This is a genomic window from Gardnerella sp. DNF01157, from assembly GCF_049244225.1.
Lineage (GTDB): Bacteria > Actinomycetota > Actinomycetes > Actinomycetales > Bifidobacteriaceae > Bifidobacterium > Bifidobacterium leopoldii.
On sequence record NZ_CP058388.1, the window covers coordinates 1,405,028 to 1,431,346 of the forward strand.

The following is a 26,319-nucleotide window of genomic DNA, read 5'->3' on the forward strand; positions in this document are numbered from 1 at the left end:
CAAGCATAACAGAAATCAAGTAAAGAAGTACCCTACTTCCCCAAAGCTTCAGCTAAATCGCGATTCTGCCAATGCTGATGTAAGGCGCAGTATCCGCCGAACAATACGAGCCACACTAGTCCACCAATTGCAGAAGCTCGTGTATCGTCACTAATAAACAAAGTCACATACACAAAAGCAAAGAACGCTATAGTAATAGAATTCAAAAGCTTATAATGCGGCATAACGAAACCGTCTGGCATAAAATCAGCAGATTCACGGTACTTACGATGCGTAACCATAATCAAAATATAAATCATGATTATCACTGCAGAAGAAGCCGAAGCAAACAAAATAAACGCACCATGAATGCCAGGGATCGAATTAATAATTGGCGAAAGAAGAATCAAAGCAGACGAGAACAAAATCGCGCGAGCAGGAACCTTCGTGCGTGAAACCTTACGCAACTTACCCAAAAGAGGCGAAGGTGACTCAAGCGCAATCTGATACATGTGGCGACCAGCAGAATACAGCAAAGAATTAAGCGCAGAAGAAGCAGCTGTAATAACCACAAAGAACACAAGCGCAGAAGCCCAATGCAATCCTGCGTATTGGAACACCATAATGAATGGTGACATAAATACGCCTTCCGCATTCGTAGCTTTAAACTGTTGCCACGGCACAATAAGCATAATCGCTATAAGAGCGCCAACATAGAAAACTAGTACGCGCACAATAATCTCGTTAATAGCCTTTGGTAAAACCTGACGAGGATTCTTAGTTTCCGAAACAGTCACACCAACAAACTCAATAAGCTGGTACGCATAAAACACCATTTGGAAGCTCATTAAGAAAGAAAGCCATCCGTTTGGCATAAGCGAAAAATTGTTGAAAATATTATCTAATCCAGCGTGACCAGCAGGACTTATTACGCCACCATGCAAAGGAGCTGCAGAGTAATGGTAACCAACTAAAGCCATAACTACGGCTGTAACAATAAGAGCAACAATTAGCGTGATTTTAATCATTGAGAACCAAAACTCAGTTTCCCCAAATAGCTTTACAGCTACCAAATTTATGCACACTAAAGCCGCTAAAAATACTACTTCTATAAGCCATTTCCAATGACTTACGTCAATATCGAAAGTTTGGAAGAATGTGACGCAATACGTACTAACTGCCGTAATTTCGCTCATACCAATAAGTACAAGCACAAACCAATACGACCATCCAGCAAAATTACCCCAACCTCTGCCAAGATAACGCGTAATAAAACTAATAAAAGTATGCTGGTTTGGATCCTTGTACATTAGCTCACCAATACCACGCATCAGCAGGAACATAATCAAGCCCACAATAATGTAAACGAATACAATACTCGGACCTGTTAAGCTAATTGATTTTCCAGAACCAAGGAACAAACCTGTTCCAATTGTGCCGCCAATAGCAATAAATTGCACATGACGCTTGGTAAGACTACGCTCCATTTGGTTTGTATTGCTACTTGCATTTTCTTGCGCAGATACGCTAGAAGATTGATTATGAGAAGATGTGCTATTGTGCGTCTCTGTAGATTCTGTTTGTTTAGAACCTACATTAATGTCACTATTCACAGTCTCACTCATTGTTACAACTCCGTTCCTTAATAGCCACGAATTTCTAATTTTATAGGAACCCTTAACTATTCATTACGCATTCTACAATTCGCGCAACTATTCCACACTTTTAAGTGAGCTTACTGGATCTATGCGATCCAAAGCTGGGTTGGTAGCCCATTGCACAATTAACGCAAAAATTAGTGTTGCAACGCCAGCAATGCAATAGCTTAAAGGAGCTACTTCAACTTCAAAATACAAAGACGGCATACGAAGCGCGCTAGTCAACAATCCTGCAATAAGCCTTCCTAATGGCAATCCAACTGCAATGCCGATAACAGTTAAGGTAAGCATTTCTTTATGCACATAGGAATGAACTTCTCTACGATAAAAACCAAGAACTTTCAGCGTAGCCATTTCGCGAGTACGTTCCGAAATATTAGTACTTGCAAGAGTAAAAAGCACAGCTAAAGCTAAACCAGCAGCCAAAGTTACGATTAAAGCAACAACAGCATTCATAAGATCAAAACTAAAAGCATGCTTCATACGCGTAATATTCATAACAGCAAGCACACCGTCACGTTCAGAAACCTTGTCAGCATATTTAATTTTATTATTATCGCTACCGCGCAAACGCAAAATTAACGCATTATGTTTCAAAAGCTTACTGTTTTCACCATTAAATAAGCGTTCGTAGCAACGTTCAGTCATGTAAATATTAGAACCGATAAGATTACGAACAATAGCTTTAACTTTAACCTTCGCACGTTTAAAACTAGTATTCGTCACATTAATTTCGCTACCACGAGTAATGTCCAGAGATGCAGCAGCGCTTTGAGAAAGCAACGGACCTTCACCCGTAAGTTTAATAGTTTGCAAATTATTGTTCACATCCTGCAAATTTACAAGATGAGACAAAGCTTTTGTGTCTTTTACAACAATCAACTGCACGCTTTCCGCATCCTCAACATGACGACTATTCGACTTATTTGATTGACTTTTAGCTATTTCTCCAGAGCCCACATAAGCCGGAAGTATAGTTTCTACTTTATTGTTTGACTTGTCTTGCTCAACGCTTTTCTTCATATTTTGGAAAGATCCTGGAGCCGAGATAGAAATCATATCGTATCGATAAATTCCCTCGTATTGGCGAATACCCAAGGTCGCAACAGTATCGTTCAAAGCAAGACCGCAAACAATAAGCGCTGTGCAACCAGCAACTCCACCAATAGTCATGCACAATCTGCCTTTAAATCGCGCCAAATTGCGAACGGTAACCTTATTTAAGAAACTCATTCGCTTCCAAATCCAAGGCAACCTTTCAAGAAGAACGCGAGAACCAGCTTTTGGAGCTTTTGGTCTTAACAAAGCTGCAGGAACTTGCTTTGTTTCTCGCCAACTAACAACGATTGTGCATATTGCAACAGGAATCACAAATGCTAGCACACACAAAGAGCCATATAGCCAGTCATACTTCAACCTAACGTCTGGCACAGCGTATAAACCACGCAAGATTTTTAGTAAAAGTGAAGGGATTGCAAGAAAACCCATAATATCGCCAATTCCGCCGCCAACAAAGCACGCAAATATCGCGAAGAAAGCATGTCTTGTTACTGCAGTAGAACGACCGTATCCCAAACTTAAGTATGTACCAATAAGCCCTCGCTCTTCTTCAACCATACGAGCCATAGCAGTTAAACTCATCATCATTGCTACAACAAGAAATACCGCTGGGAAAGCGTATCCAAGTGACTGTATTGAAGCAACGTCAGAACGCAAACTTGCATAACTATCGTTAGCTATGCGAGTAGATATATGCCATTGAGCTTGAGGAACACGTTTTTGAATCTCTGACTTAATTTGTTTACAAATTTGCTTTTTTGCTTGCTCTTTAACAAAATTTGGAGCGCGCTGAAGCCTAGGATCATTTGCAATAATATTTTTTAATTCTAAATTAACTTGTTTGTCGATAATTTGATTACGTCGAGCTTTTTCGCGTTTAGATTGCACGAGTTCCTGAATCTGTTCAGATGCATCGTCAACAATGCCACGATAATCTTTAGAAAAAACATTGACACGTTGAGCATCATTCAAACGCACCGACATTGCTGTATACGGCAAGCTAGTCACGTTATCAGGAGCAGCAGAAGTAAATATTGGGTATCTAGACGTCACAGAGTTACGAAATGCTTTAGATTGATAGCCATCAGGATTGTTTAAATCGTTGCTATCTAGCACGCTACCAGTTATGCGCAAACGATAAGTTTTAGACTTTGAATTAGAAGAACCAAGACTTCCAACGCCCGCATTTTGCTGCACGTTGACTACTATCACATTGCCAATGCTCAATCCACTATCGTGTAAAAATCGCTGAGTTACAACAGCTTCACTATTATTTTTAGGCATGTTGCCCTTAAGCAAATGCAAGCGATTAAGATTTTTTTGTGATTCTACATAATGCACGAAATTCATTGCGTATGAAGACTTTGCATCATCTGTTGCGTGCGCTGTTGCTTTCCAAGAACGCTCTGCTTCAACTTCACTCACACTTGGCAACGCGCGTAATGCTGCAACATCGTCTTTAGTTAAACCAAGAGTAGATACGATTTGCAAATCATAAGCATGCAATTTCGCATACATATCGTTAGTAGCGAGAAACATGTCGTTGCATCCTGCATAAATACCAGTCATAACAGCAACGCCAAGCATTGCAATAACCGCAAGAACGCAAAAGCGGCGCCATTCGCGAACCCACATTCTAATTGCGCTAATAAATACTATTGGCAGCAACGAATGCATGCGCTTAACTTCACCACCATTATTGGCATTTTTATTATCAGATTGCTTTGAAACTGCTGCTGCTTTCCGCATAACAACCACCTAATCACCACTCAATATCGGCTATAGCCATAGGATGTTCTTGCACAGTTTCGTCTACAACTTTTCCAGAACGGAAACGAACAACTTTGTGAGCCATCGGAGCAATGGCAGCATTATGAGTAATAATCAGCACTGTCATGCCTTCAGTTCGGCAAATATCTTGCAATAATTGCAATACTGCCTTACCTGTTTCATAATCCAAAGCACCAGTAGGCTCGTCACATAGCAATAGTTTAGGTTTTTTAGCAAGAGCGCGCGCAATAGATACGCGTTGCTGCTCACCGCCAGAAAGTTGCGCTGGGAAATTATGAAGCCTTTCTTTCAAGCCAACATCAATAAGCGTTTGAGCAGGGTCAAAATGATCTGCACAAATTTGCGAAGCTAGCTCTACGTTTTCAAGAGCAGTTAAATTTGGAACTAAATTATAAAATTGAAAAACAAAACCAATGTCTTCTCTGCGGTAGCGAACCAAATTACGACCTTTTAGCTTAGTAACATCGCAATCGCCAACAACAACACGACCGCTTGTCGCAGTATCCATACCGCCCAAAATATTTAATGCTGTAGTTTTTCCAGCGCCAGATGCACCTAAGATTACTGTAAGCTCACCGCTTTGTGCAGTAAAACTGGCATCATCTAAAGCTCGCACAGCACCAGAACCTGATGGGTATTCTTTCACTACATGATCAAAAGTTATATATGCCACAATGCACCTTCACAATATGAGAAACTATAAAAATTCAACTTCTCTTTATTTGTATTATCTACCGTTATATTTCGTACTATTTTACTAAATGAGCGCAAAATTCGCTAACTTACTTCAGCGACGACACTCCACATCTTTCCATGCAATATGCATTACCAAGCCAAGTATGACGAGAATTTGGCCAAACAGCACCTAAACGCGGAGCACACTGACTCATCCATATACTTGGCACACGCCCATCTGCGCTTTGCGAACCAAGCAAATTAAATCCATTCTTGCTTTCAAGCCAATCTGGATGCTGTGTTGCAATAGCAAGCCCTTCCTCAAGAGTAAGAGGCAAACGTTCATCAGAATCAATAAGCTTACGAGCGACATCAGGCTCTCGATTCAAATACGATGAGCCAGTATGTGGATCGACGACTATATAGAACGGGCCTTTAGGAAACTCATACCCGTCTTTGGGAAGAAAACTTATGATATCTCGCGGAGGCATAGTGGTGAATCCAGCCATGCGATTAATACTCGTACGAGAAATCAACGATTCAGGCGAAACTAATTCACGCGTAGGAACCAATAAAATATTCGCACCTAAACTACTATTTTCAAGCGCACACAATATAGGATTTGCCAACTTACGAAAAGCATCGGCACTCATATCAGCCACATCTGGATACCCAAGTGCCACTATACGATCGAGTTGCTGCTGTATTTCTTCAGATGCTATTGACATAATTCCAGTTTACGCAAAATCTTACATAATCGCGAGCGCAATATAACCATAATTAGTTTAGGAAATTACGCTTTTTAGCAATAATTTCAGCCAATTGCACAGCATTTAGTGCAGCACCTTTTCGCAAATTATCGTTAGTGATGAAAAGTGCCAATCCCTTATTTCCATCGATCGCTTGGTCTTGCCTAATTCTACCAACATAACTTGCAGACTTTCCTGCCGCTAGCTGAGGAGTAGGAATATCGTTAAGCTCAACTCCTTCAGCCTTGCTTAATACTTCGCGAGCCATGTCTGGAGTTACATCATGCTCAAACTCAGCGTTTACACTCATGCCGTGACCAGTGAAAACACCTACGCGCACACAAGTACATGAGGCTGCAAGATTTGGCAAATGCAAAATCTTACGGCTTTCATTGCGCAATTTTTGTTCTTCGTCAGTTTCTTCAGAACCGTCATCAACTATTGAACCAATAAAAGGCACTACATTAAAAGCAATAGTACGAGCAACTTTTGTAGGTTCAGGGAAATCTATTGCACTACCGTCGAAAACGAGTTTATCTGCTCCTTGGTTTAATGCAGCTTGAGCCTCATTCATGAGTTGCAAAGCACCTGCTCGACCGGCGCCAGAAACAGCTTGATAAGACGAAACTATTAAACGTTTTAATCCAAAAGCATCAGCAAGCGGCTTTAATACAGGCATGCAAGCCATAGTTGTGCAATTTGGATTTGCTACTATTCCTCTTGGAATAGTATCTAAATCTTCAGGGTTTACTTCCGCAACTACCAAAGGCACATCGTTATGCATACGCCATTGCGAAGAATTATCTACTACAATTGCGCCAGCTTCAGCGAATTTCGGAGCCCAAATTTTTGAAGTTCCGCCGCCTGCAGAAAAAATAGCTATGTCAATTCCGTGCAAATCTGCTTTTTCTACATCTTCTACGACTACGTCTTTGCCACGATATTGCAAAACTGTGCCAGCAGAATGAGCGGAAGCCATAAAACGTAAATCTTTTATTGAAAAATCGCGCTCGTCAAGCACTCGACGCATTACCATACCAACTTGGCCAGTTGCGCCGAGCACTGCCACGTTCACGCCTTTTTCGTTGATAATTGTCATCGAGACTCCCCTAAAAGTAAGTACGTATAATTTCTACAGTTTTTACAATTCTACAATTTAGTTAATTTAATAATTTAATAATTTAAATTGCTTCAGCGCCCGCTTCCACCGTACACCACTGCTTCAACTTGGCTTGCGTCCAAACCGTAAGCAGTATGCAAAGCACGAACAGCTTCATCAATTTGTTCAACAGGAACCATGGCAGCAATACGAATTTCCGAAGTAGAAATCATCAAAGTATTTATACCATGTTCACTTAGCGCAGTGAAGAAGGTAGCAGCTAGACCTGAATGTGTTTTCATACCAACGCCAACAACAGCTACTTTTCCTACTACTGGAACGACATCCATAGAAGTAAATTTCAATTCATCATGCGCTTCTTCTAGAACTTTACGGACTGCTTCCATTGACGCTCCTGGAGCAGTAATAGAAATATCTGCTGTACCAGTAGAAGCACTTGCTTGCGCAATCATGTCAATATTTACATTTGCTTTTGCAAGAGTTGTAAATACTTTCGCAGCCATACCAGGAATATCTGGAATACCGCGAACCGTAATCATTGCCTCACTGCGATCATGAGCAACGCCAGAAATAACAGGAGTTTCCGGACCTAAATCAGGAAATAAATCGCCCATAGTCGAAAGAATATCGTGGTTTACCATTGTTACCGCCTTTAAGCTCGAAGATTATTTGACATTATCTATTAATATTTAGTTTCGTATTTTCTAACTCAGATTAGGCAAATCGTTCGGATTAATATTATTTGGAACTATAAGCGTTCCGTTCCTATGTGAGAATGAACTTCTAACATGAAGAGGCATACCAAAACGCTGAGCGTACTCAACACAACGCAACGCAAGTACGCGCGAACCGCAAGATGACATTTCAAGCATCGAATCATAATCGATTACAGGAATACGTTTTGCAGTTGGCACAATACGTGGGTCTGCAGTAAATACTCCATCTACATCCGTGTAAATCTCACATATATCAGCACCTAAAGCAACCGCAAGAGCTACAGCTGAAGTATCCGAACCACCTCTACCGAGAGTCGTGTCATCTCCAACTTCGTTAATTCCTTGGAACCCGGCAACAATTGCAACACTGCCTTTGCTAAGAGCTCTTCTGACACGATCAGGCTTAACCGCACGAATATGCGCAGCTCCGAACTGAGTATCTGTCATAAATCCAGCTTGAGAACCAGTAAAAGAATAAGCATGAGATCCTTGAGCATGAATAGCCATTGCAAGCAAACTCATAGAAATTCGTTCGCCTGCTGTCATAAGCATATCCATTTCGCGAGCAGGAGGATTAGTATTTACACTCATTGCTTGATCAATTAAATCGTCAGTTGTATCTCCCATCGCTGAAACTACAACAGCAACATCATTGCCTTCTGCTTTTGTAGAAAGAATGCGTTTGGCAACACGTTGTATGGAATCCGTATCCGCTACAGAAGAACCACCGTATTTCTGTACGATAAGCGCCAATTTTTACCCCTTGCTCATGTCAATATTGATAAACGCACAGGATATGCCGAATAATGGCTTCGATATCAGACTACCAACTATGCCCTATTTATTGATAATGATTTGTGCACATAAAAACAATATTCAAAATTACACAGATTGACGGCCAGAAAATGCACGACCTAAAGTGATCTCATCCGCATACTCTAAATCTCCACCAACAGGCAATCCACTTGCCAAGCGAGTAACTTTAATTCCTAGAGGATCGAGCAATCGAGCCAAATACGTAACAGTCGCTTCACCTTCTATATCAGGATCAAGCGCAAGAATAATTTCTTGAACTTTTGCATCTTTAAGACGTTCAAGTAATTGCGTAATTGCTAAGTCCCCAGGTCCAACATTTGCCATTGGGTTAATTGCACCACCAAGAACATGATAAACACCTGAATACTCATGAGTTCGCTCAATACTCATAATGTCTTTAGGTTCTTCAACTACGCAAATTTTGCTATGATCACGCCGAGGATCTGCGCATACTATGCAAGGACTCTGCTCACATACGTTTCCGCATACATCACAAAAACGCACACTTTCTTTCATGTTATTAATTGCGTCTATTAGCTCTTGAACATCTTTATCCGAGGAAGAAAGTAAGTAAAACGCAATACGCTGAGCGCCTTTAGGTCCAATCCCTGGAAGCTTTGAAAATGCTTCAATTAAGCGACCAATTGCTCCATCATATGACGATGAATTATGCACTGTAAACTACTCCTCTTGCTTTTTCTTAACGCTCATAATCGCATTTTTAGGATTTTTAGGATCAGTGGAAGCAAATTCTTCAACAGATTTAACTTCAAAAATTTGTTTAAGCTCATCAGTGCTTACAGATGTTGCTGATTCTAATGAAGCATCGTCCATTGAACATTCGTCAGCAGTAGCTCCATTCGTAGGAGAAACAGTAGTCTGAATTGATTCAGCAGACAATTCTGAAGTATTAGTTGCATTCTGAACTTGAGACTGTAGTTTATCTTGATCCAAGACACCAGAAATAGCTTCATCTTGGTTATGAGAATGCGAACTCTTCTGTATTGTAATCTCGTCATCATGATTCATAGGCTCATCTTCAATAGAAGAGCCTTTAGAAGAAGACTCTTCAGAAGAAGAGTTTTCTGGCATTGCAATCACATCCGACATAGGCATAGACGACATGTCTGCCCAAACATCATCATCCGCATTCGCAACATCACTTAACTCATCCGCAGTATTTTCAGAAGCTACTGATGCTGCGGAGCCATCAGCGCCACTAAAACCCGAAGATTCTTTTTTAGTAGGATTTTTATTTATTCCGCTGCTATCAGAATCAGTTTTATTACTAAAACCAGCAGATATACCTGTTTTACGCAATAAAATATCGCGCTTAACTTTTGCAAGCTTCTGCGGATCCATTCGAGCAACAGATTCTACTTGTTCACCATTAGCAGCAACTGGTGCAGGAGCAATCATTACTTGCGTGCCAAATATCTCATGCACTTCATTCATTACTACTTTTGGCACTTTTTGTCCATCATATGGAGAAGTAGTGCATACTGCGAGCGCAAACGCATGTTGACTCATAGGCTCATTAAAAGTCAAAATAAGACGCTGTCGACCTGATTGTGCTGAAGTAAGTTGCACTGTAGGAACATACTCACGAGTTACATACTCACGTACGTCATCAGGCAATTTTGAAACTACTTTATCCCACATTGCATCAGTATCCATGGAATCATTCTTTGAATTAGCATTATGCGCATCGTTCAAAAACACTTTTTTAGATTCCGTTTCTTTTGTGTTTGTAGCAGATTGCGTTTCTGCTTTAGCAATAGGAGATGCTGTAGTTTCAGAAGGTAGTGAAGAATTTGAAGTACTATTATTCTCACTATCTGCAGAAACATATTTCTTATTGCTTGTAGAACCTACGAAATGAGCACCAGAAGATACTTTATTTTGAATATTCTGCGTAGAAGTGGAAATATTTTGTTGTTGCACGTTATTGATGCGCAAATTAGTTGCAACAGTATTTGAAGTTTCGCTGTCTGCAAGCAAACGAGCAACTAAAATTTCCAAATTCATGCGAGGAGAAATTGCACTAGCCATTGCACTTAAAGCATCATTAATTGTTTGAGCCATACGTGCTAAATCATGCAATGTCATGCTTGCAGATTGCTTATTCAATATTTCCAAATCTTCTGGAGAAACATCATTAAGTAAGCTTGAAGCCGCTTTAGGACCTGCAGATACCATAAGCAACAAATCACGAACTCTACCTAATAAATCTTCTACAAACTTACGAGTATCGTAACCTCCAACAATAACGCGACGAACTACATCGTATATCGAAGCACCATCATGATTAATAAGATCGTCAATGAATTCGCTAATCAATGAATTAGGCGTAAAACCTAATAAAGCAACCGCAGAATCCAAAGAAATTGAACCATCAACAGCACCCACCATAAGCTGATCGAGCACAGATAACGTATCTCGCATTGATCCCGCACCAGCGCGCATAACAAGGCGAAGAACTCCCGGCTGCGGCAGAATACCTTCCTTTTTGCAAATATCTTCAAGATATGGAGACATTACCTCTGGAGGCACAAGTCTGAAAGGATAATGGTGTGTACGCGAGCGAATAGTGCCAATAACTTTATCCGGCTCAGTGGTAGCAAAAATAAACATTACATGCTCAGGCGGCTCTTCTACAATCTTAAGCAAAGCATTAAAACCTTGCTGTGTAACCATATGAGCTTCGTCGAGAATGAAAATCTTATAACGGTCACGAGCAGGAGCGAAACCAGCACGCTCACGCAACTCTCTAGCATCATCGACACCGTTATGGCTTGCAGCATCAATCTCTACAACGTCGATAGAACCTGCACCGCCAGTAGCTAAATCTTTACAGCTTTGGCACTCTCCGCATGGGTGCGAAGTTGGTCCTTTTTCGCAATTAATGCAGCGAGCTAAAATTCGCGCAGAACTTGTTTTACCGCATCCACGTGGTCCAGAAAATAAATATGCATGCGTTATTTTCCCTTGGTCTAATGCTCTAGACAAAGGTATGGTAACCTGATCCTGCCCAATAACACCATCAAACGTGTCAGGACGATATCTACGATACAGTGCAAGTGCCATGTTTCCTAACCTACCGCGACCTAACTATTTCCCCGATATATCTTAGTTAAGACTATCAGCAGCCGCCACCCGACTGCTGATATTTATATTCGTTTTTGCTACTTACTACTTATTGCAATCTTCTAGTCCTGCTCTAGCAGAAACTTCCACGTTAGAAGCAAATGGAATATTCAGCCCAACAGAAACACGAACAGTTACATCATTACTAGTAGAGTTGCAAGATTTCAAAAAAGCATTGCTTGAAGCAACAGTACGCGCAACAACCTCACACGCATTATCCTCCATCCTTTGCAACGCAGAAGCACCGGATAAAGCAGCAGAAGTTGCAACAGCATAAGCTTGATGTTTAGCTCCGAGAACATTACATAAAATAGCAGAAAGCACTAGTATTGAGCAGACTGCGATCACTAGCATAATGCCAAGCATAGTGCCAGAACCGCAGTCGATGCCCTTACATCGCTTATGAATGAAATTTATTGAATGCTTCACAAAATTCTTGCGCCTACTCATACTAAAACCTGGCTTACATGACTTTCCACTAGAGGCGGCAAAATATGAAGAGGATCAGGAATAAGAGGACATTTAACAACAATATTCGCCATATTATTGCTACGACTTATTTTCACCGACGCTCCTTGACCTGCGACCGACTGCACGATACTTGCGGCAGCTTTATCGTCCTTATGAGTCACAAGATAATACGCAACTTGCGCAGCAGCATCATGACAATTCATAGTACATACAACTGCTCTACCTATGCCAATCAATACAAATAACAGTATTAATGCACAAGGTAAAACAATAGAAAATTCAGCAGTTACCGTCCCTCTGTCATAATCACTAATTTTGCGCAACAACCTTTTGCACACAATAACTTTCCGCATCATAAGCTCATTTCATCCGCTAAAGCATGCCGTTAGCCGATTTTCAATGCTTTTTTAACTAAATCTGTCAACGTTGTGCGAACCGTATCTGATTTCAAAATAGCAACTAGCAGTGCAGCAAAACCAGTGGCAGCAATAATAACTACTGCATATTCAGCTGTTACAGCTCCAGAATCCTTATTTTTAAGACCGTCAGCGTACAATTTTCTTTTTTGACACAAACATGACTCAATATTCACTAATTGTTCATTTACTTGAAGCATAGACACAGAGCATCGTGCAACAAGTTTTTGCATTATCCCAACCATCATCTTGTACCTTTCACTTCAAACTATCCGAAATTTTCGGATAGAAATATTATTACAACTTGTTTTGCGAATGAAAATAAAAAAATTGCATTGTGGATAAAAGCTAATTTATTTTTCTAGAAATTTATTTTTAAAAAGCTAGCGCATAAGTGACATAACTGTTGGCAAAATTCCTATGCATATAAAAGATGGCAAAAAACATAATCCAACAGGAAGCAGCAATCGCACAGACAACCTAGAACTTTCTTGTCTAGCAATATTGGCCATATTTCTCTCATAATGTTGAGCAAGTGCAGACAATACAGGAACTGGAGATGAACCATAACACCATGATTCTTTTAAAGATGTCATTAACCATCTAGCTAATATTTCTGAAGAATCTAAGTTTTTACGATTAGTAAATTTTGATTTATTTTCTAATTCAAAATCATCTTGTCTAGTATAAGTAGAAGACCATGCTTCATGCCACGTATCTCCTGCAAGTAAAGCATTGGAAACAGAGCAAAGCCACATGCCTTGACCGCAAGGAAACACTTGCCCAACAGCACTAAGAGCCCTAGTAATAGCAACACCACTACGAAGTGAAACAATAATCATATGTAAACCAAGAAGAGGATCTACATATGAAACTTTTGAATTACGCCATTCGTATTTAAATAGCATAATTTTACTGTTAAAGCGCATACGATTATCTAATGAATCGCACTCTAATTTCAAACTCACCCATTGCCAAACAATTACAACAAACAATGGGATGATAAACAAAAGCTGCTTTGTGGATTCCATAAATCATCCTTCCAGCGAAGTAGCATCCATTGCATGCTGAGATATTTGCAACATAGAACTAACCCACGCCAAACCCAATCCATAACATATTCCACCTATTGTTAATAAAATCCATCCATTTACTGTTGTAATTAACATCAAAATAGGGTGACCACCTAGTAATTCACCAGCAAAAAGAGCCAAAATAGGTAGAGCAGTAAGTAATTTTATTGTTGCTTTTGGCATTGCAGCTACGTCAGCACGTAAATCTTCTGCACGCTTCTGAGCATGATATGACGCTGCCGTAGCTTCCACACATTCTGCCATAACGCAACCAAGAGTATTACTCAATTCATATGAAGCCATAAGACTTTCAGAAACAGTATGCATATGTTTTTCAAGCTGACGACGTTGAGTCTTATTCATATTGCGCTTCTTTGGAAAACAACGTTCATAAAGCCATTTATAAATAATTTTTGTATTAACTGCATTACTGCAAATACATTGTTGAGACTTAGAGTCACTGTGAACAATCATTGCAAAAGTAGAACCAGAACGTAATGCAGCAATCATTCCAGCAAGAACTTCTTCAATATCCATTTTTACGCTCCAAGCAACACAATCGACTACTAATTATTTGAACTGTCAACACATACGCTTGCCATATTTTCGGGAAGATTCCAATAATTTGAAAACTTAACCCATGCAGGCAAAAATTTCATGACAATACTGCCGTCAATTCCACAAGATAATTGCAAAACTGGAACGCCGCACAGCAACGAAGCGCTAGAAGCGTATTGCAAAATACCGAGTTCTTTGATCATTCGACGCCCGTTAGAGGATCTCTCTACATGAATAACAACATCGAATGCTCCAGCAGCTAAAGCACATAAAGCTGCAGGCTCCAACCCAGCCAATAACCCTAATGCCATAAGACGAGCGGGAACTTTTTCTATTTCATCTGCATGAAGAGTTGTCATTCCACCCTTATGCCCGGAAGTAAACACTCTCAACAAATCAGCAATTTCTTCCCCACGACATTCACCAAGAATAATGCGATCCGGACGCATTCTTAATGTTGCTTTTACTAATTGAGATAAGCCAATTTCTCCTACACCTTCTACATTAGCTTCTCGCGCACTTAACGAAACATGATTTTGCGTCAACTCGCCAAGCTCTCTAATTTCTTCAACAGATACAATACGATCTTCGCAATCAGCAGCAGCCAACAAAGCCTTCATAAGTGTGGTTTTCCCAGATCCAGTACTTCCAGTGATCATTATATTTGCTCGCTTTTTAACTAGAACGCTTAGAATACAAGACAATTCTTTTGGAAACATGCCTTGATCACTCAAAGAAACAAGATCATAACGATTAATTGAAGGAAAACGAATTGACAATGCTGCTCCTTGAGATACAAGTGGCGCTAAAACAGCATGTATGCGAATGCCAGAAGTACTTGAAGCATCAGCAATAGGACACGCATCATCCAGTCTTTTGCCTAATTGTGCACAAAGCCATACAGCATATTCTCTTAACAAAGCAGGGTTGTTAAGCGGAACTCGAGTTGCGCGTTCCTTAAGACCTTGCCCACAATCTACCCACACACGACCAGACTCGCTTACAACCATGTCTGTGACTCTTACGTCATTGGCAAATTCCTGCAGAATTCCAAAATCGATATCACGAATATTATTTACGATCATATTTACCTCTTGAATATTTCGAACGACGATATTGCGAACGACGATATTTAGTTACAGCATTTTTTGTATTTGATATAACATCTCCAATAAGCCAATTATTTATGCATTGCATGGTTTCCTTCATTGAAGATGGCACATTTCGAATACCGTAGCCCCCTATAATGTCGGTGTGCATGCGAGCATCATGTTGCAATGAACCAAGAAATGTAGTTGATAAATATTCAGAAGCTTCATCGATACTTAAAACATAAGATTTTTGCGTTAAACCGCGAGGAGACAATCCAACAACAGCAAATTTGTTGAACTTTACGCCAGAATCACACAAAGTATCTAATTTTTGCAGCAACGCTCTAAACCTTGCTAAATCAAGCACAGATAGCTCAACCGCAGCAAGAGTCGCACTGTCAATAAATTGCGGAATATTACGGTAAGACTTCATAGCAGTCTCGCCAGAACCTATATCTACAATAACTACATCAACAGCATCAGCTAAACCTCTAATAGCAGCTTCTAAAACCCAAGGTTCAGGATATTTACCATGCCATGGAGAAAATGCTAAAACACCCACATTATCCCAATGCAATAGCTCATTGCGCAACACATAGCCATCGCATCTACCTAAGGGAGCATCAACTTCTTGCAACCTGCGACCTTCATCTGATTCCAAACCAAGCAGAACGTCTAAACCGCCATGAGTCAAATCAGCATCTACAAGAGCAACACTATGGCCTTGTTCACTTATATAGCGAGAAAGAATAGATAGAGAAGTGCTTAGCCCAATGCCATCTGCAGCAGACATTCCAACCAAAATATTTTTAGGCAATGGATCTAAAGAATCACGCGCAATAAGATTATCTTCTTCAGCATTATTAAACATACGAGATTTATGCTTAATAGAAATATCTTGCGAGCGTTCAGTATTTTGAAAACTCTCCACATCTTGAGAACTCTTAGGAAAAAGAGTCATCACAGTATGATCGTCAGCTATACATGGCGCAATTTTTATACCATTAGACACAGATTCGTATATAGATTTATCTGCAACTTGAGGAGGATAAACATAACGTTTAACATCTCTAAATGCGCCTACAGCTTCGCCATTGTTATAATTCTTATCAATCTGCTTAACGCCAATTGATTTATTGTTTACACTCATATTCATACTCATGCGCCTATTGAAACGCATATAGCAATGAGTTTTCAACAATATTCATGCAATGTGGTTAAAAGCTCAGGAAATATTAAGAATAAGCAAATATTGCACAAAAATTATCTATAAAAACATCTATTTTACAGAATTTACAGATGGCAATACTAAATCTTTATTAACTTTCATATAGCGTTCAAGTAACTCACCATAAATTGGCTTAGTTTTTAGAATATCTGAAATAAGCAATGCGATAAATGCAGAAGCTGCAACTGGGAGCGTATGAATCATAGTTCCAGACATTTCAACAGTAAGCAAAATCGAAGTGAGTGGAGCTTTTACAGATGCAGACAACGTACCAGCCATAACGCAAACTGCAAACACAGATACAAATTTTGTATCAATGCCAAATGCTGAAACGCTAGTAATCCAGCGCGCAGCAACACCACCTGCGAGCGCACCTACTGCAAGAATAGGCATAAAAATACCGCCAGGAGCACCACAGCCAAAACTTGTAGAAGTAAACAACATTTTTGCCACAAATAGCAAACAAAGCATTGCAAGACTTGCTTTTCCATATTCAGAAAGTCGCACTAAATTAGATCCGCCACCAAGAACTTCAGGCAGGAACAAGCCAACTGGTATTGCAATTAAGCAAGCAATAGCAACAGGCATCCACTTTGGCAAATATCCGTATAATGTTTGCAAACCAAGTAACGAACGATTCATTATCGAGCCTACAAAACCTGCAAAAATACCAAGAGGAATAATCCAAATATGCAAGTTCATCGGCAAATCTGGAATCTGACCAAAATCAAGAACTGGACGCAATCCGAAACAAGTTTGCGAAACAAAATCAGCACATAAAGCAGCTGCAGCAGCTCCTATAAGAACAATTGAAGTTAAGCCGTGCTGAATCTCCTCCATAGCAAACATAACTCCAGAAAGTGGCGCAGAAAACGCAGCAGATAAGCCGGCTGCAGCTCCAGCAGTTACCACATAATGCTCTTTAATATCGTCACGCCTACCTTTACGGAAAATTCGAGACAACATCTGAGCACCACATGCACCTATTTGAATAGATGGACCTTCACGTCCAAGAGACAATCCAAATAAAGAACCAAGTAAACCGCCAACAAAACGCACTGGCAGAATCGTGTGCCATCGCATATTCAAACCGCGATTAACATACCCCACGACTTGAGGAATACCACTTCCAGAAGCCATACTTTCTTTACGACTCATCCAGCCAATAATTAGACCTGCAATTACAGCAAAAATTAAACATGGCAAAATCCACCATGCGTTATGCCGGATTTGTAAATACATCCAACGCGCAAAATCCGTACCGTATTCAATACCAAGCCTGTAAGAAGCTACTAATGAACCAGAAACAGCGCCGACAAATATCCCAGCTAATATTACTTTCCAACGAAGCTGGCAAAAAGTTTTTGATATTTGCTTTAACTTATTGCTTAAAAAGCTCAATGCATTCTTAAACTTCACTACAACTCGATTCTGCGCACAACACTTAACTTCTAAATACTAAATTACGTGCAGTAACAATATTTGCGAAACAATATACCCAACAGAAGCAGCAAAGAATGGAACAATAAGTTCTGCAAAAAGCAAGAACACTCCATCTTTTATGCGCTTTCTTTGAATAAGATCCACACCTTCAAAAATTGCAGTAGAAAACGTGGAAAATCCACCCAAAAATCCCAAAATCATCAAATAAGCAAAACGTACTCCACATATTGCAGCTGCAACCATGAAAACATTAGACACAACACCTATAGCAAATGAAGCAACGCAATTGATAAATAGCGTTGCAACTGGAACTTCGCTTTTATGAGCAGCTGAAATTTTTTTAGTCATTGCGCATCTTAAAACAGCACCTAAACCGCCAAAAAAGCAAGGCAAAATAAACATAATAAAAACGTATAAAGAATTCATCACTTCATCACCTTAGTATTAGCTTCTGCAACAGATCGACTTTGCTTTTTATTCATGCAATTCGCAATTCCTGCTCCAACCCAATTACCAACAAAAGCCATAAAAACGCCAAAAAGCAGCGAAAAAAGCATGCCCAAAACAACAAGCGTCATGCGTGGAGCCATAAAAGACATTGCACTTTCAAACGCGAAAGTAGACATAGTCGACAATCCGCCACAAAAGCCTGTTCCTAGCGCATATTTATACAAAGTTTGCTTTTCTTGCGTTAAAGCTTTAACAGATATTGCAGTAACAAGAGCAAAAATAAAGCATGCAATCATATTTGACAAAAAAGTCCCTAAAGTAAGCTGGCCAAATATAAATGATTGTCCGTCTACTTGGTGAATCGTGTGCGCATAAGAAGAAATTACTGCGCGCACGAAAGCTCCACATGTACCACCAATAAAAACTAAAAAGTATAATCGACAATTATTTTTTTTATTTTTCCCGCTTATTTTACTCATTTTCACTCTTTTTGAAATTATCGTCATAAACCAAAACGACACTCCCAATCGAGAAGTGCCGTTTTGCTAAGTTGATCATAAAATAATAAACAATTTCAGTCAGTTAGTGAGTGAACACTAATGATATGATCACGCTGCGGACCAGTTCCAATAGCAGAAATACGGCAATGAGAAAGCTCTTCCAAACGCTTTACATAACTTTGCGTATTTTGAGGCAAATCTTCAAACTTATGGATTTGAGAAATATCCTCATTCCAGCCTGGAAGCATCTCGTATACTGGTTTCGCAGAAGCAAATAGTGATTGATCTACAGGCATTTCTTCCATACGCTGAACTGTTCCATCAGACAAAGCCACATCATAAGCCACGCAAACTGGGATTTCCTTCAAACCAGTCAAAACGTCAAGCTTAGTAAGAACAATATCCGTCAAACCATTTACGCGAGTTGCATAACGGCTTACTACAGAATCAAACCATCCACAACGACGAGGACGACCAGTTGTAACACCATATTCATGGCCTTGCTCACGCAACCAGTCACCCTGCTCATCCAAAAGTTCAGTTGGGAATGGACCTTCACCAACACGAGTAATATACGCTTTCGCTACTCCAATTACGCGCGTAATACGAGTAGGACCAACACCAGTACCCGTGCAAGCGCCACCAGCAGTAGGGTTTGAAGAAGTTACAAACGGATAAGTGCCATGATCGACGTCAAGCATTGTGGCTTGTCCACCTTCAAACAGCACAGTTTTGCCTTCATCCATTGCTTCATTCAATACTAATGAAGTATCAGCAACATATTTCTTCAAGCGTTTGCCAAGCTCCACAAGTTGAGCGGTAACTGCATCAATATCAATAGGATGTTGATTATAAAGTTTTACAAGCATTTGATTCTTTTGATGCAAACTTGCTTCAACTTTGTCGCGCAAGTGATCAGCATTAAATAAATCATGCACTCGAATACCAACACGATTAATTTTATCCGCGTAAGTAGGTCCAATACCACGACCAGTCGTGCCGATCTTGTGTTTACCAAGGAAACGCTCAGTTACTTTATCAATAACTCGATGATACGGAGTAATAACATGCGCGGCTTCGCTCACAAGCAAGCGCGAGCAATCTACACCGCGAGATTCCAAAGCGTCAATTTCTTCAAGCAATACCTCTGGGTCAACAACAACACCATTACCAATTACAGGCGTAACATTAGGGCTGATAATTCCGCTTGGAAGTAAATGTAATGCATAAGATTTATCGCCAACAACAACAGTGTGTCCGGCATTATTACCGCCATTAAAACGTGCGACAATATCAACCTTTGAACCAATTAAATCTGTTGCTTTGCCTTTACCTTCGTCACCCCATTGAGCTCCAATAAGCACAATACCAGGCATGCCGCACCTCCATTTTTGAGCTAACGCTGCTCAAATAAGCACAATTCTTACCTGTTAAGACTATCTCTATGCCACTACCGAATAAGAAAAAGAAATATATAAAATTAAAAAATTTACTATTTCAGTGCTTTACCAGCAGAACCTAACTGCACACAAGCTTCTACTACACGCTGAGCCATGGCTTTTTCGGCTTCACGACCCCAAGATCGAGGATCATACAACTTCTTTTCGCCAACTTCTCCGTCTATTTTAAGAACAGAGTCATAATTACTGAACATGTGACCAGCAATTGCACGAGTAAAAGCATATTGAGTGTCAGTATCTATATTCATTTTAATTACGCCGTAGCGCACAGCTTCAGCAATTTCTTGAGCAGTAGAACCAGATCCGCCATGAAATACCAGCAGGAACGGCTTTTTAGAAGCGCCAAAGGTGCGAGTATCACAAATATTTTGATAGTTCTGATATACAGTTTTTTGGATTTCTTGCAATAATTTAGGATGCAGTTTTACAACGCCAGGCTTATAGGCTCCATGAACGTTGCCAAAAGTAAACGCTGCCATATACCTGCCACGTTCACCCAAGCCAAGCTTATCTACAACACGCAAAGCATCTTCAGACGTAGAATACAATCTCTCGTCAATATCAGCACGATGCCCGTCTTCTTCTCCACCAACAGCACCAATCTCAATTTCAAGAATTGTGCGAGATTTTTGCGAAGCGTCAAGCAACTGTTCTGCAACGTCTAGATTATGTTGCAAAGGCACTGTTGAACCATCCCACATATGCGACTGGAATAACGGTTCTTCGCCTTTTTTGACTTGTTCTGTTTCATAAGAAATTAGTGGTTTAATCCAACCATCTAAATATTGCTCAGCACAATGATCTGTATGAAGCGCAATAGTAATATTAGGGTATTGAGCTGCCACTTCGTGCGCAAACTTTGCAAATGCTATTGAACCAACAACACGATTATTGAGAGATTGACCTGAAAAATAAGCAGAACCACCGACAGAAACTTGAATAATGCCATCAGATTCAGCTTGAGCGAACCCCTGCAAAGCTGCATTAAGAGTTTGCGTACTAGTAACATTGATAGCAGGGTATGCGTAGCCACCTCGACTTGCAGCATCAAGCATATGCGCATAACGTTCAACAGTTGCAATAGTCATACTTGTATTATCCGCCTTTATTACTCAGATAGCTATGCATATGCACAAAAACATTACATACTGGTATGCGAAAATCTATCTTCAAAATCTACAAACTGATTGTGATTCTATAGTTCAGCTCAATTAAAATAACAGAAACATCTAATCTCAAAACTGCATTTGCTGATGACGTTTTTTAGCCTCAGTAACAACAAACTCGTGATATTTCAACGCAATCGAAGAATCTAATCCGGCATTTTCCGCAATATTTAGCAAACTTTCTATTTGCTGCCGCTCTCTTCTAGAATCCTCAGGAGCAAATCCAGCTTCAGCCTTCAACTCACCAATTCGTTTCGTAGTTTTAAACCGCTCAGCAAGCAGCGCAACTATTGCATTATCAAAATTATCAACAGATTGACGCAACACGATAATCTCTTCGGCAGCAACTTTGCAACATGTCGTAAGAGATGTATCGCGCGCGTCAACCGTTGTTTCAGAAAAATCACACATATTATTTAATCGAAATATGTTTGCAGAACCATAGTTGTTTCTGTACTGACAGGGACTATGCGATGAATGGTATTAATAAGTTCTTCCAATTTGCTTGGCGTAGCAACACGCACTACCAGCATAAAACTTGGACTACCAGTAATCGAATAGCAAGCTTCAATACCAGAAATATCACGCAATTTGTTAGGTATTGTAGCTTCCTGCCCAAAATCAAGTGGCGTAACAGACACAAATGCACTTACAGGTAAACCACGACGCTCATAGTCAATTAACGCGCGATAACCGGTAATAACACCTTTACGCTCAAGCTTTTGCACTCGAGATTGAACCGCAGAAACAGACAAACCCGAAGCCTTAGCCAAACGAGTTAACGTCGCTCGGCCATCATGCTCGAGAATATCAACAATGATTGCATCAGTTGAATCCATAGCTATACTAGTTTCAGCTTTATGAGGATTTCCAGCCATACGTCCTCCATTCTCCAGTCGACGCTGAATTGAGAATCTAAAACGAATCTATGTAGCGCCACATTGCAGTCTCTTTTATGGTACAGTATTTTTTACAGAAAAAGAACAAATTTATTCAAAAAATAATAAAAAATACAAATTATTACGTTAAAAATAATTTTTTCTTTTAACATCAGCCGTAATAGTGTTGTACAATTCGCATAATAAGCGTATAAACGAAACCTATAACCTTTAAAGATTATTCTTATAAAATCAAAACCAACAATCAAAAAGGAGCACAGCATGGCAAAAGTAGCGAAACATGCAATTTCAATACCTCGTTCAGGTATTAGAGATGTATTTGACCGTGTAGAACAAATACCAGACGCTATTTCACTATGCCTAGGAGAACCAGGCGAAACTGCTTCCTCACACATTGTTGAAGCCGCGTGCAACTCATTACGAGAGGGAAAAACAAAATACACAGACGTTTTAGGCATACCAGAATTCCGCGAGGCAGCTGCAAATTATACGAATAGAGTAAAAGGTTTAAACTACAACGCAGACACAGAAATTCAAGCCGTTGACGGCGCTACTATTGGATTATATTTAGCTATTAAATCAGTAATAGATCCGGGAGATGAGGTTATTATTCCATCTCCATACTTCACATCATACGATGCAGAAGTGCTAATGTGCGAAGGAATTCCAGTAACTGTAGCCCTTAAGCCAGAACATGGAATGCATATTAATGCAGAAGAAATACGCAAAGCTATATCACCACGCACTAAAGCCATCATTATCAATTCTCCATGCAACCCAACCGGTGCAGTAACAACCGCAGAAGAACTCGAAAAAATTGCAAAATTATGCCAAGAATTTGATCTTTGGGTAATTTCTGACGAAGTCTACCATCCATTCGTATTCGCAAGCAATCCAGAAACTGAACCTTGCGGAAATGCTGTAGCACCATCTATTGCAGCAGCTGAAGGAATGCACGAACGAACCATTATTGTAGAAAGTTTATCGAAAACTTACGCCATGACAGGCTGGAGAATTGGATATATTCTTGCACCAAGTCAAGTTATTGAGCAAACCAGCAAAATTGCAGAAATGATGCATTCTTCTGTAAATTCTACCGCACAATATGGCGGCGTGGCTGCATTAACAGGTCCACAAGATCACGTGCGTGAAATGAGAGAAGAATATCGCGCAAAACGTCAGCTTGTTATAGACGGATTGGCAAATTGCAATGCATTGCGTCTTATAGAGCCTCAAGGTGCATTCTACGTTTTTGTTGACGTTCGACCAACTGGTTTAAGTTCAGAAGAATTTAGCAAAAAACTTTTAGATGAAGAAAAAGTTGCTGTTGTACCAGGAGAAGCCTTTGGCGCAGAAGGAAGCGGATTCGTGCGACTATCTTACGCTGGAAGAGCAGAAGAACTTAAAGAAGGCGTAGCGCGCATAAGCAAATTTGCACTTGCGCAACAAGCTTTACATGCTGCATAAAATATTAGTTATTAATAAATATAAATATAAATAAAATTATTGCCCCTTGGTAGATAATCCAAAGGGCAATAATTTTAATTCCTTACGAAATAAGAACTACGCAATAGTCGTAGAAGAAGAATTATTCGTAGCAGTGCCAGTTTGTTGAGTTATAGCAGCTAAGAAATCACGGTTTGAAGCAGTTTTCTTCAATCGAGGAATCAAAGTCTGATACGCTTGCTCTGCCTCAAGACCACCAAAGAGACGGCGCAAACGATAAATAACTGGCAAATCTGCAGCTGGAGTAATTAACTCCTCGCGACGAGTTCCAGAAGCATTAATATCTACCGCTGGGAAGAGACGCTTATCAGCCAAATCTCTACTCAAGCGCAATTCCATATTTCCAGTGCCCTTAAACTCTTCGAAGATTACTTCATCCATCTTAGAGCCAGTTTCAACCAATGCAGAAGAAATAATCGTCAAAGAGCCGCCGTCTTCAATATTTCGAGCAGCACCGAAGAACTTCTTTGGTGGGTACAACGCCTGAGCATCAACACCACCGGAAAGAATACGACCAGAAGCAGGAGCTGCAATATTGTAGGCTCTAGCCAAACGAGTCATAGAATCAAGCAAAACCACAACATCCTGGCCAAGCTCAACCAAACGCTTAGCGCGCTCAATAGCAAGCTCAGCAACAGTAGTGTGATCTGTTGCAGGACGATCGAATGTAGAAGAAATCACTTCGCCTTGCACAGTACGTTCCATGTCGGTAACTTCTTCTGGACGCTCATCTACAAGCACAACCATAAGATGCACTTCAGGATTATTTGTAGTAATTGCATTTGCAATATTCTGAAGAGTAATGGTTTTACCAGCCTTTGGTGGCGACACAATCAAACCGCGCTGACCTTTACCAATTGGGGCAACTAAATCAATAACACGTCCCAACATGCGATTCGGAGTAGTTTCTTGCTTCAAACGCTCCTGCGGATATAACGGCGTCAACTTAGCAAATTGCGGGCGGGACTGAGCTTCTTCAACGCTCATTCCATTAATGCTATCGATTGTTTGCAAAGGAACAAACTTTTGACGCTGATTTCGACGATCGCCTTCGCGAGGAGCACGAATGGAGCCTTGAACTGCATCACCCTTACGTAAGCCATATTTTTTAATTTGGCTCATTGAAACATAAACATCGTTAGGACCAGGCAAATAACCAGAAGTGCGCACGAATGCGTAAGATTCTAAGACATCAACAATTCCAGCTACTGGCACGAGCTCTTCCTGAGGCTCTTCACGACGAGGCTCGCGTAAATCATGCTCTTCGCGAGCATCGCGCGCATCACGTGCATCGCGATCAAGACGAACATTGCGATCGTTACGATCTTGACGTTCTCCACGCTCAGCACGACGTTCATCACGATCTTCACGTTCTACTCGATCCATGCGTTCTGAACGATTCTGCCGATCTGAATAATCTGAACGAGACTCATCGTAATCACGTGCACGACCGCGCATACGACGCTGGAAACGATCAGCACGATTTTGTTGTTCTTCTCTATCAAAGTCACGAGAAGCTACACGCTGACGACGCGGTTCACCCTCTGCATGAGAATCTTCACCAGGCAATGTTGCCAAAATTTGATCCAACTCATGCGAGTCCATACCATCTTCTCTACGATCGCGATTATCATTACGATCTTCTGAGGAACGACGACGCTGGAATGTATTATTACGATTCGCATCGCGTCGATAATTTTTATTCCCAAAATCTTCTTCGTCTCTATAGCGACGATCTGAAGTAGCATTGGGAACCAAAACTTCTAATGCTTCTAAATCACTATTGTCTTTCGATGATCCAGCATCTTCTATATCTGTACTAGTATCTGCAGTTTTATTAGGATTTACAACATCACGAGGAACACGAACACTTACACCTGCAGGCGCTTCTCCCCCATTACGAGCAGCCGTCAGTGTAGCCACCAACTCAGGCTTACGCATTGTAGATGTTCCGCGCAAACCCATCTGTTTTGCAAGATCTTTCAATTCTGAAAGCTTCATTTTTTCAAGATTCTGGCCTGTTGCCACAATTTTACCTTTCCTTAACTCACACGGAATAGAGCCCCGGCAAGTCTTTACATGGAAGATTACGGAAAAATCCGTCACGAACTCGCTGCCATTTCATAACAATTCATATGTACATAACAACGAACATTATGTATGCTACTACAGCTATACGACGCTGTACAACGCGACGCGCCATAGTATTTAGTATTTTTTATTACAATTTTTATAAAGCTTTTAAAGCGATATTAGAATAAACAAAAAGCGCCAATAATATGGGTAACACCCAGTATTATTGACGCTATATCGCTAAATTATTTGCGCTTTAAAATCAAACGCTCAAA

25 protein-coding genes are annotated in these 26,319 nt (G+C 40.3%); 1 reads left to right on the top strand and 24 read right to left on the bottom strand.

Annotation, left to right across the window (positions count from 1 at the left end; all coding sequences use genetic code 11):
• Positions 1-32: 32 nt before the first annotated feature.
• The 23 genes from HXT38_RS05510 to HXT38_RS05620 form a co-directional block, all read right to left on the bottom strand.
• Positions 33-1,466 carry an amino acid permease gene (locus tag HXT38_RS05510; RefSeq protein WP_100066591.1) on the bottom strand — a complete coding sequence of 478 codons (1,434 nt, stop codon included), beginning with the start codon at positions 1,464-1,466 and terminating at the stop codon, positions 33-35.
• A gap of 225 nt (positions 1,467-1,691) precedes the next feature.
• Positions 1,692-4,445 (bottom strand): FtsX-like permease family protein, encoded by a 2,754-nt coding sequence (locus HXT38_RS05515; RefSeq protein ID WP_421791786.1) that lies wholly within the window; start codon positions 4,443-4,445, stop codon positions 1,692-1,694.
• Positions 4,446-4,458: 13 nt separating this feature from the next.
• A complete protein-coding gene (locus HXT38_RS05520; RefSeq protein WP_004105770.1) occupies positions 4,459-5,160 on the bottom strand; it encodes an ABC transporter ATP-binding protein in 702 nt (233 codons plus the stop codon).
• Between the two features lie 109 nt (positions 5,161-5,269).
• Entirely contained in the window at positions 5,270-5,890 is a 621-nt protein-coding gene (locus tag HXT38_RS05525; protein WP_004105772.1) for a DUF5701 family protein, read from the bottom strand.
• A 52-nt stretch (positions 5,891-5,942) separates the two neighbouring features.
• The gene (locus HXT38_RS05530) at positions 5,943-7,010 is read right to left on the bottom strand and encodes an aspartate-semialdehyde dehydrogenase (protein ID WP_101885840.1); all 1,068 of its coding nucleotides are present in this window, start codon (positions 7,008-7,010) and stop codon (positions 5,943-5,945) included.
• A gap of 92 nt (positions 7,011-7,102) precedes the next feature.
• Positions 7,103-7,672 (bottom strand): ACT domain-containing protein, encoded by a 570-nt coding sequence (locus tag HXT38_RS05535; RefSeq protein ID WP_004105778.1) that lies wholly within the window; start codon positions 7,670-7,672, stop codon positions 7,103-7,105.
• A gap of 63 nt (positions 7,673-7,735) precedes the next feature.
• The gene (locus HXT38_RS05540; protein WP_112928851.1) at positions 7,736-8,500 is read right to left on the bottom strand and encodes an aspartate kinase; all 765 of its coding nucleotides are present in this window, start codon (positions 8,498-8,500) and stop codon (positions 7,736-7,738) included.
• 129 nt (positions 8,501-8,629) lie between these two features.
• Positions 8,630-9,238, bottom strand: coding sequence for a recombination mediator RecR (recR, locus tag HXT38_RS05545; protein ID WP_004105782.1), 609 nt, complete (start codon positions 9,236-9,238; stop codon positions 8,630-8,632).
• A gap of 6 nt (positions 9,239-9,244) precedes the next feature.
• Positions 9,245-11,650 carry a DNA polymerase III subunit gamma and tau gene (locus HXT38_RS05550; protein ID WP_004574186.1) on the bottom strand — a complete coding sequence of 802 codons (2,406 nt, stop codon included), beginning with the start codon at positions 11,648-11,650 and terminating at the stop codon, positions 9,245-9,247.
• A gap of 105 nt (positions 11,651-11,755) precedes the next feature.
• Positions 11,756-12,160: an Rv3654c family TadE-like protein gene (locus HXT38_RS05555; RefSeq protein WP_004574187.1), complete on the bottom strand. Its 405-nt coding sequence runs from the start codon at positions 12,158-12,160 to the stop codon at positions 11,756-11,758.
• Positions 12,157-12,537, bottom strand: a complete 381-nt coding sequence (locus HXT38_RS05560) for a TadE/TadG family type IV pilus assembly protein (RefSeq protein WP_032835337.1) — start codon at positions 12,535-12,537, stop codon at positions 12,157-12,159. The genes HXT38_RS05555 and HXT38_RS05560 overlap by 4 nt, the downstream gene beginning before the upstream one ends.
• Before the next feature lie 29 nt (positions 12,538-12,566).
• Positions 12,567-12,842 (bottom strand): DUF4244 domain-containing protein, encoded by a 276-nt coding sequence (locus HXT38_RS05565; RefSeq protein ID WP_004574189.1) that lies wholly within the window; start codon positions 12,840-12,842, stop codon positions 12,567-12,569.
• Between the two features lie 138 nt (positions 12,843-12,980).
• Positions 12,981-13,628, bottom strand: coding sequence for a type II secretion system F family protein (locus HXT38_RS05570; RefSeq protein WP_064340586.1), 648 nt, complete (start codon positions 13,626-13,628; stop codon positions 12,981-12,983).
• A 3-nt stretch (positions 13,629-13,631) separates the two neighbouring features.
• Entirely contained in the window at positions 13,632-14,207 is a 576-nt protein-coding gene (locus tag HXT38_RS05575) for a type II secretion system F family protein (RefSeq protein ID WP_421791789.1), read from the bottom strand.
• A gap of 29 nt (positions 14,208-14,236) precedes the next feature.
• Positions 14,237-15,313 carry a CpaF family protein gene (locus tag HXT38_RS05580; RefSeq protein ID WP_012913743.1) on the bottom strand — a complete coding sequence of 359 codons (1,077 nt, stop codon included), beginning with the start codon at positions 15,311-15,313 and terminating at the stop codon, positions 14,237-14,239.
• Positions 15,300-16,475: an ATPase gene (locus HXT38_RS05585; RefSeq protein ID WP_012913742.1), complete on the bottom strand. Its 1,176-nt coding sequence runs from the start codon at positions 16,473-16,475 to the stop codon at positions 15,300-15,302. The genes HXT38_RS05580 and HXT38_RS05585 overlap by 14 nt, the downstream gene beginning before the upstream one ends.
• A gap of 123 nt (positions 16,476-16,598) precedes the next feature.
• Entirely contained in the window at positions 16,599-17,966 is a 1,368-nt protein-coding gene (locus tag HXT38_RS05590; RefSeq protein WP_012913741.1) for a ClC family H(+)/Cl(-) exchange transporter, read from the bottom strand.
• A 39-nt stretch (positions 17,967-18,005) separates the two neighbouring features.
• Complete coding sequence (locus HXT38_RS05595; RefSeq protein WP_004574195.1) at positions 18,006-18,416, bottom strand: fluoride efflux transporter FluC; 411 nt, start codon at positions 18,414-18,416, stop codon at positions 18,006-18,008.
• Positions 18,416-18,835: a fluoride efflux transporter FluC gene (locus HXT38_RS05600; protein WP_012913740.1), complete on the bottom strand. Its 420-nt coding sequence runs from the start codon at positions 18,833-18,835 to the stop codon at positions 18,416-18,418. Before HXT38_RS05600 ends, HXT38_RS05595 begins: the two co-directional genes overlap by 1 nt.
• Before the next feature lie 179 nt (positions 18,836-19,014).
• Complete coding sequence (locus HXT38_RS05605) at positions 19,015-20,316, bottom strand: adenylosuccinate synthase (protein ID WP_012913739.1); 1,302 nt, start codon at positions 20,314-20,316, stop codon at positions 19,015-19,017.
• A 116-nt stretch (positions 20,317-20,432) separates the two neighbouring features.
• Positions 20,433-21,488 (bottom strand): class II fructose-bisphosphate aldolase, encoded by a 1,056-nt coding sequence (gene fbaA, locus HXT38_RS05610; protein ID WP_004105911.1) that lies wholly within the window; start codon positions 21,486-21,488, stop codon positions 20,433-20,435.
• Between the two features lie 147 nt (positions 21,489-21,635).
• A complete protein-coding gene (locus tag HXT38_RS05615) occupies positions 21,636-21,977 on the bottom strand; it encodes a chorismate mutase (RefSeq protein ID WP_421791792.1) in 342 nt (113 codons plus the stop codon).
• A gap of 5 nt (positions 21,978-21,982) precedes the next feature.
• The gene (locus HXT38_RS05620) at positions 21,983-22,444 is read right to left on the bottom strand and encodes an Lrp/AsnC family transcriptional regulator (protein WP_004105907.1); all 462 of its coding nucleotides are present in this window, start codon (positions 22,442-22,444) and stop codon (positions 21,983-21,985) included.
• 282 nt (positions 22,445-22,726) lie between these two features.
• On the opposite strand from HXT38_RS05620, the gene HXT38_RS05625 reads away from it, so the two are divergent.
• Positions 22,727-23,932, top strand: coding sequence for a pyridoxal phosphate-dependent aminotransferase (locus HXT38_RS05625; protein ID WP_064340313.1), 1,206 nt, complete (start codon positions 22,727-22,729; stop codon positions 23,930-23,932).
• Positions 23,933-24,028: 96 nt separating this feature from the next.
• Here HXT38_RS05625 and rho read toward each other — a convergent pair whose 3' ends face one another.
• Positions 24,029-25,999, bottom strand: coding sequence for a transcription termination factor Rho (rho, locus tag HXT38_RS05630; RefSeq protein ID WP_004574201.1), 1,971 nt, complete (start codon positions 25,997-25,999; stop codon positions 24,029-24,031).
• Positions 26,000-26,319 lie beyond the last annotated feature (320 nt).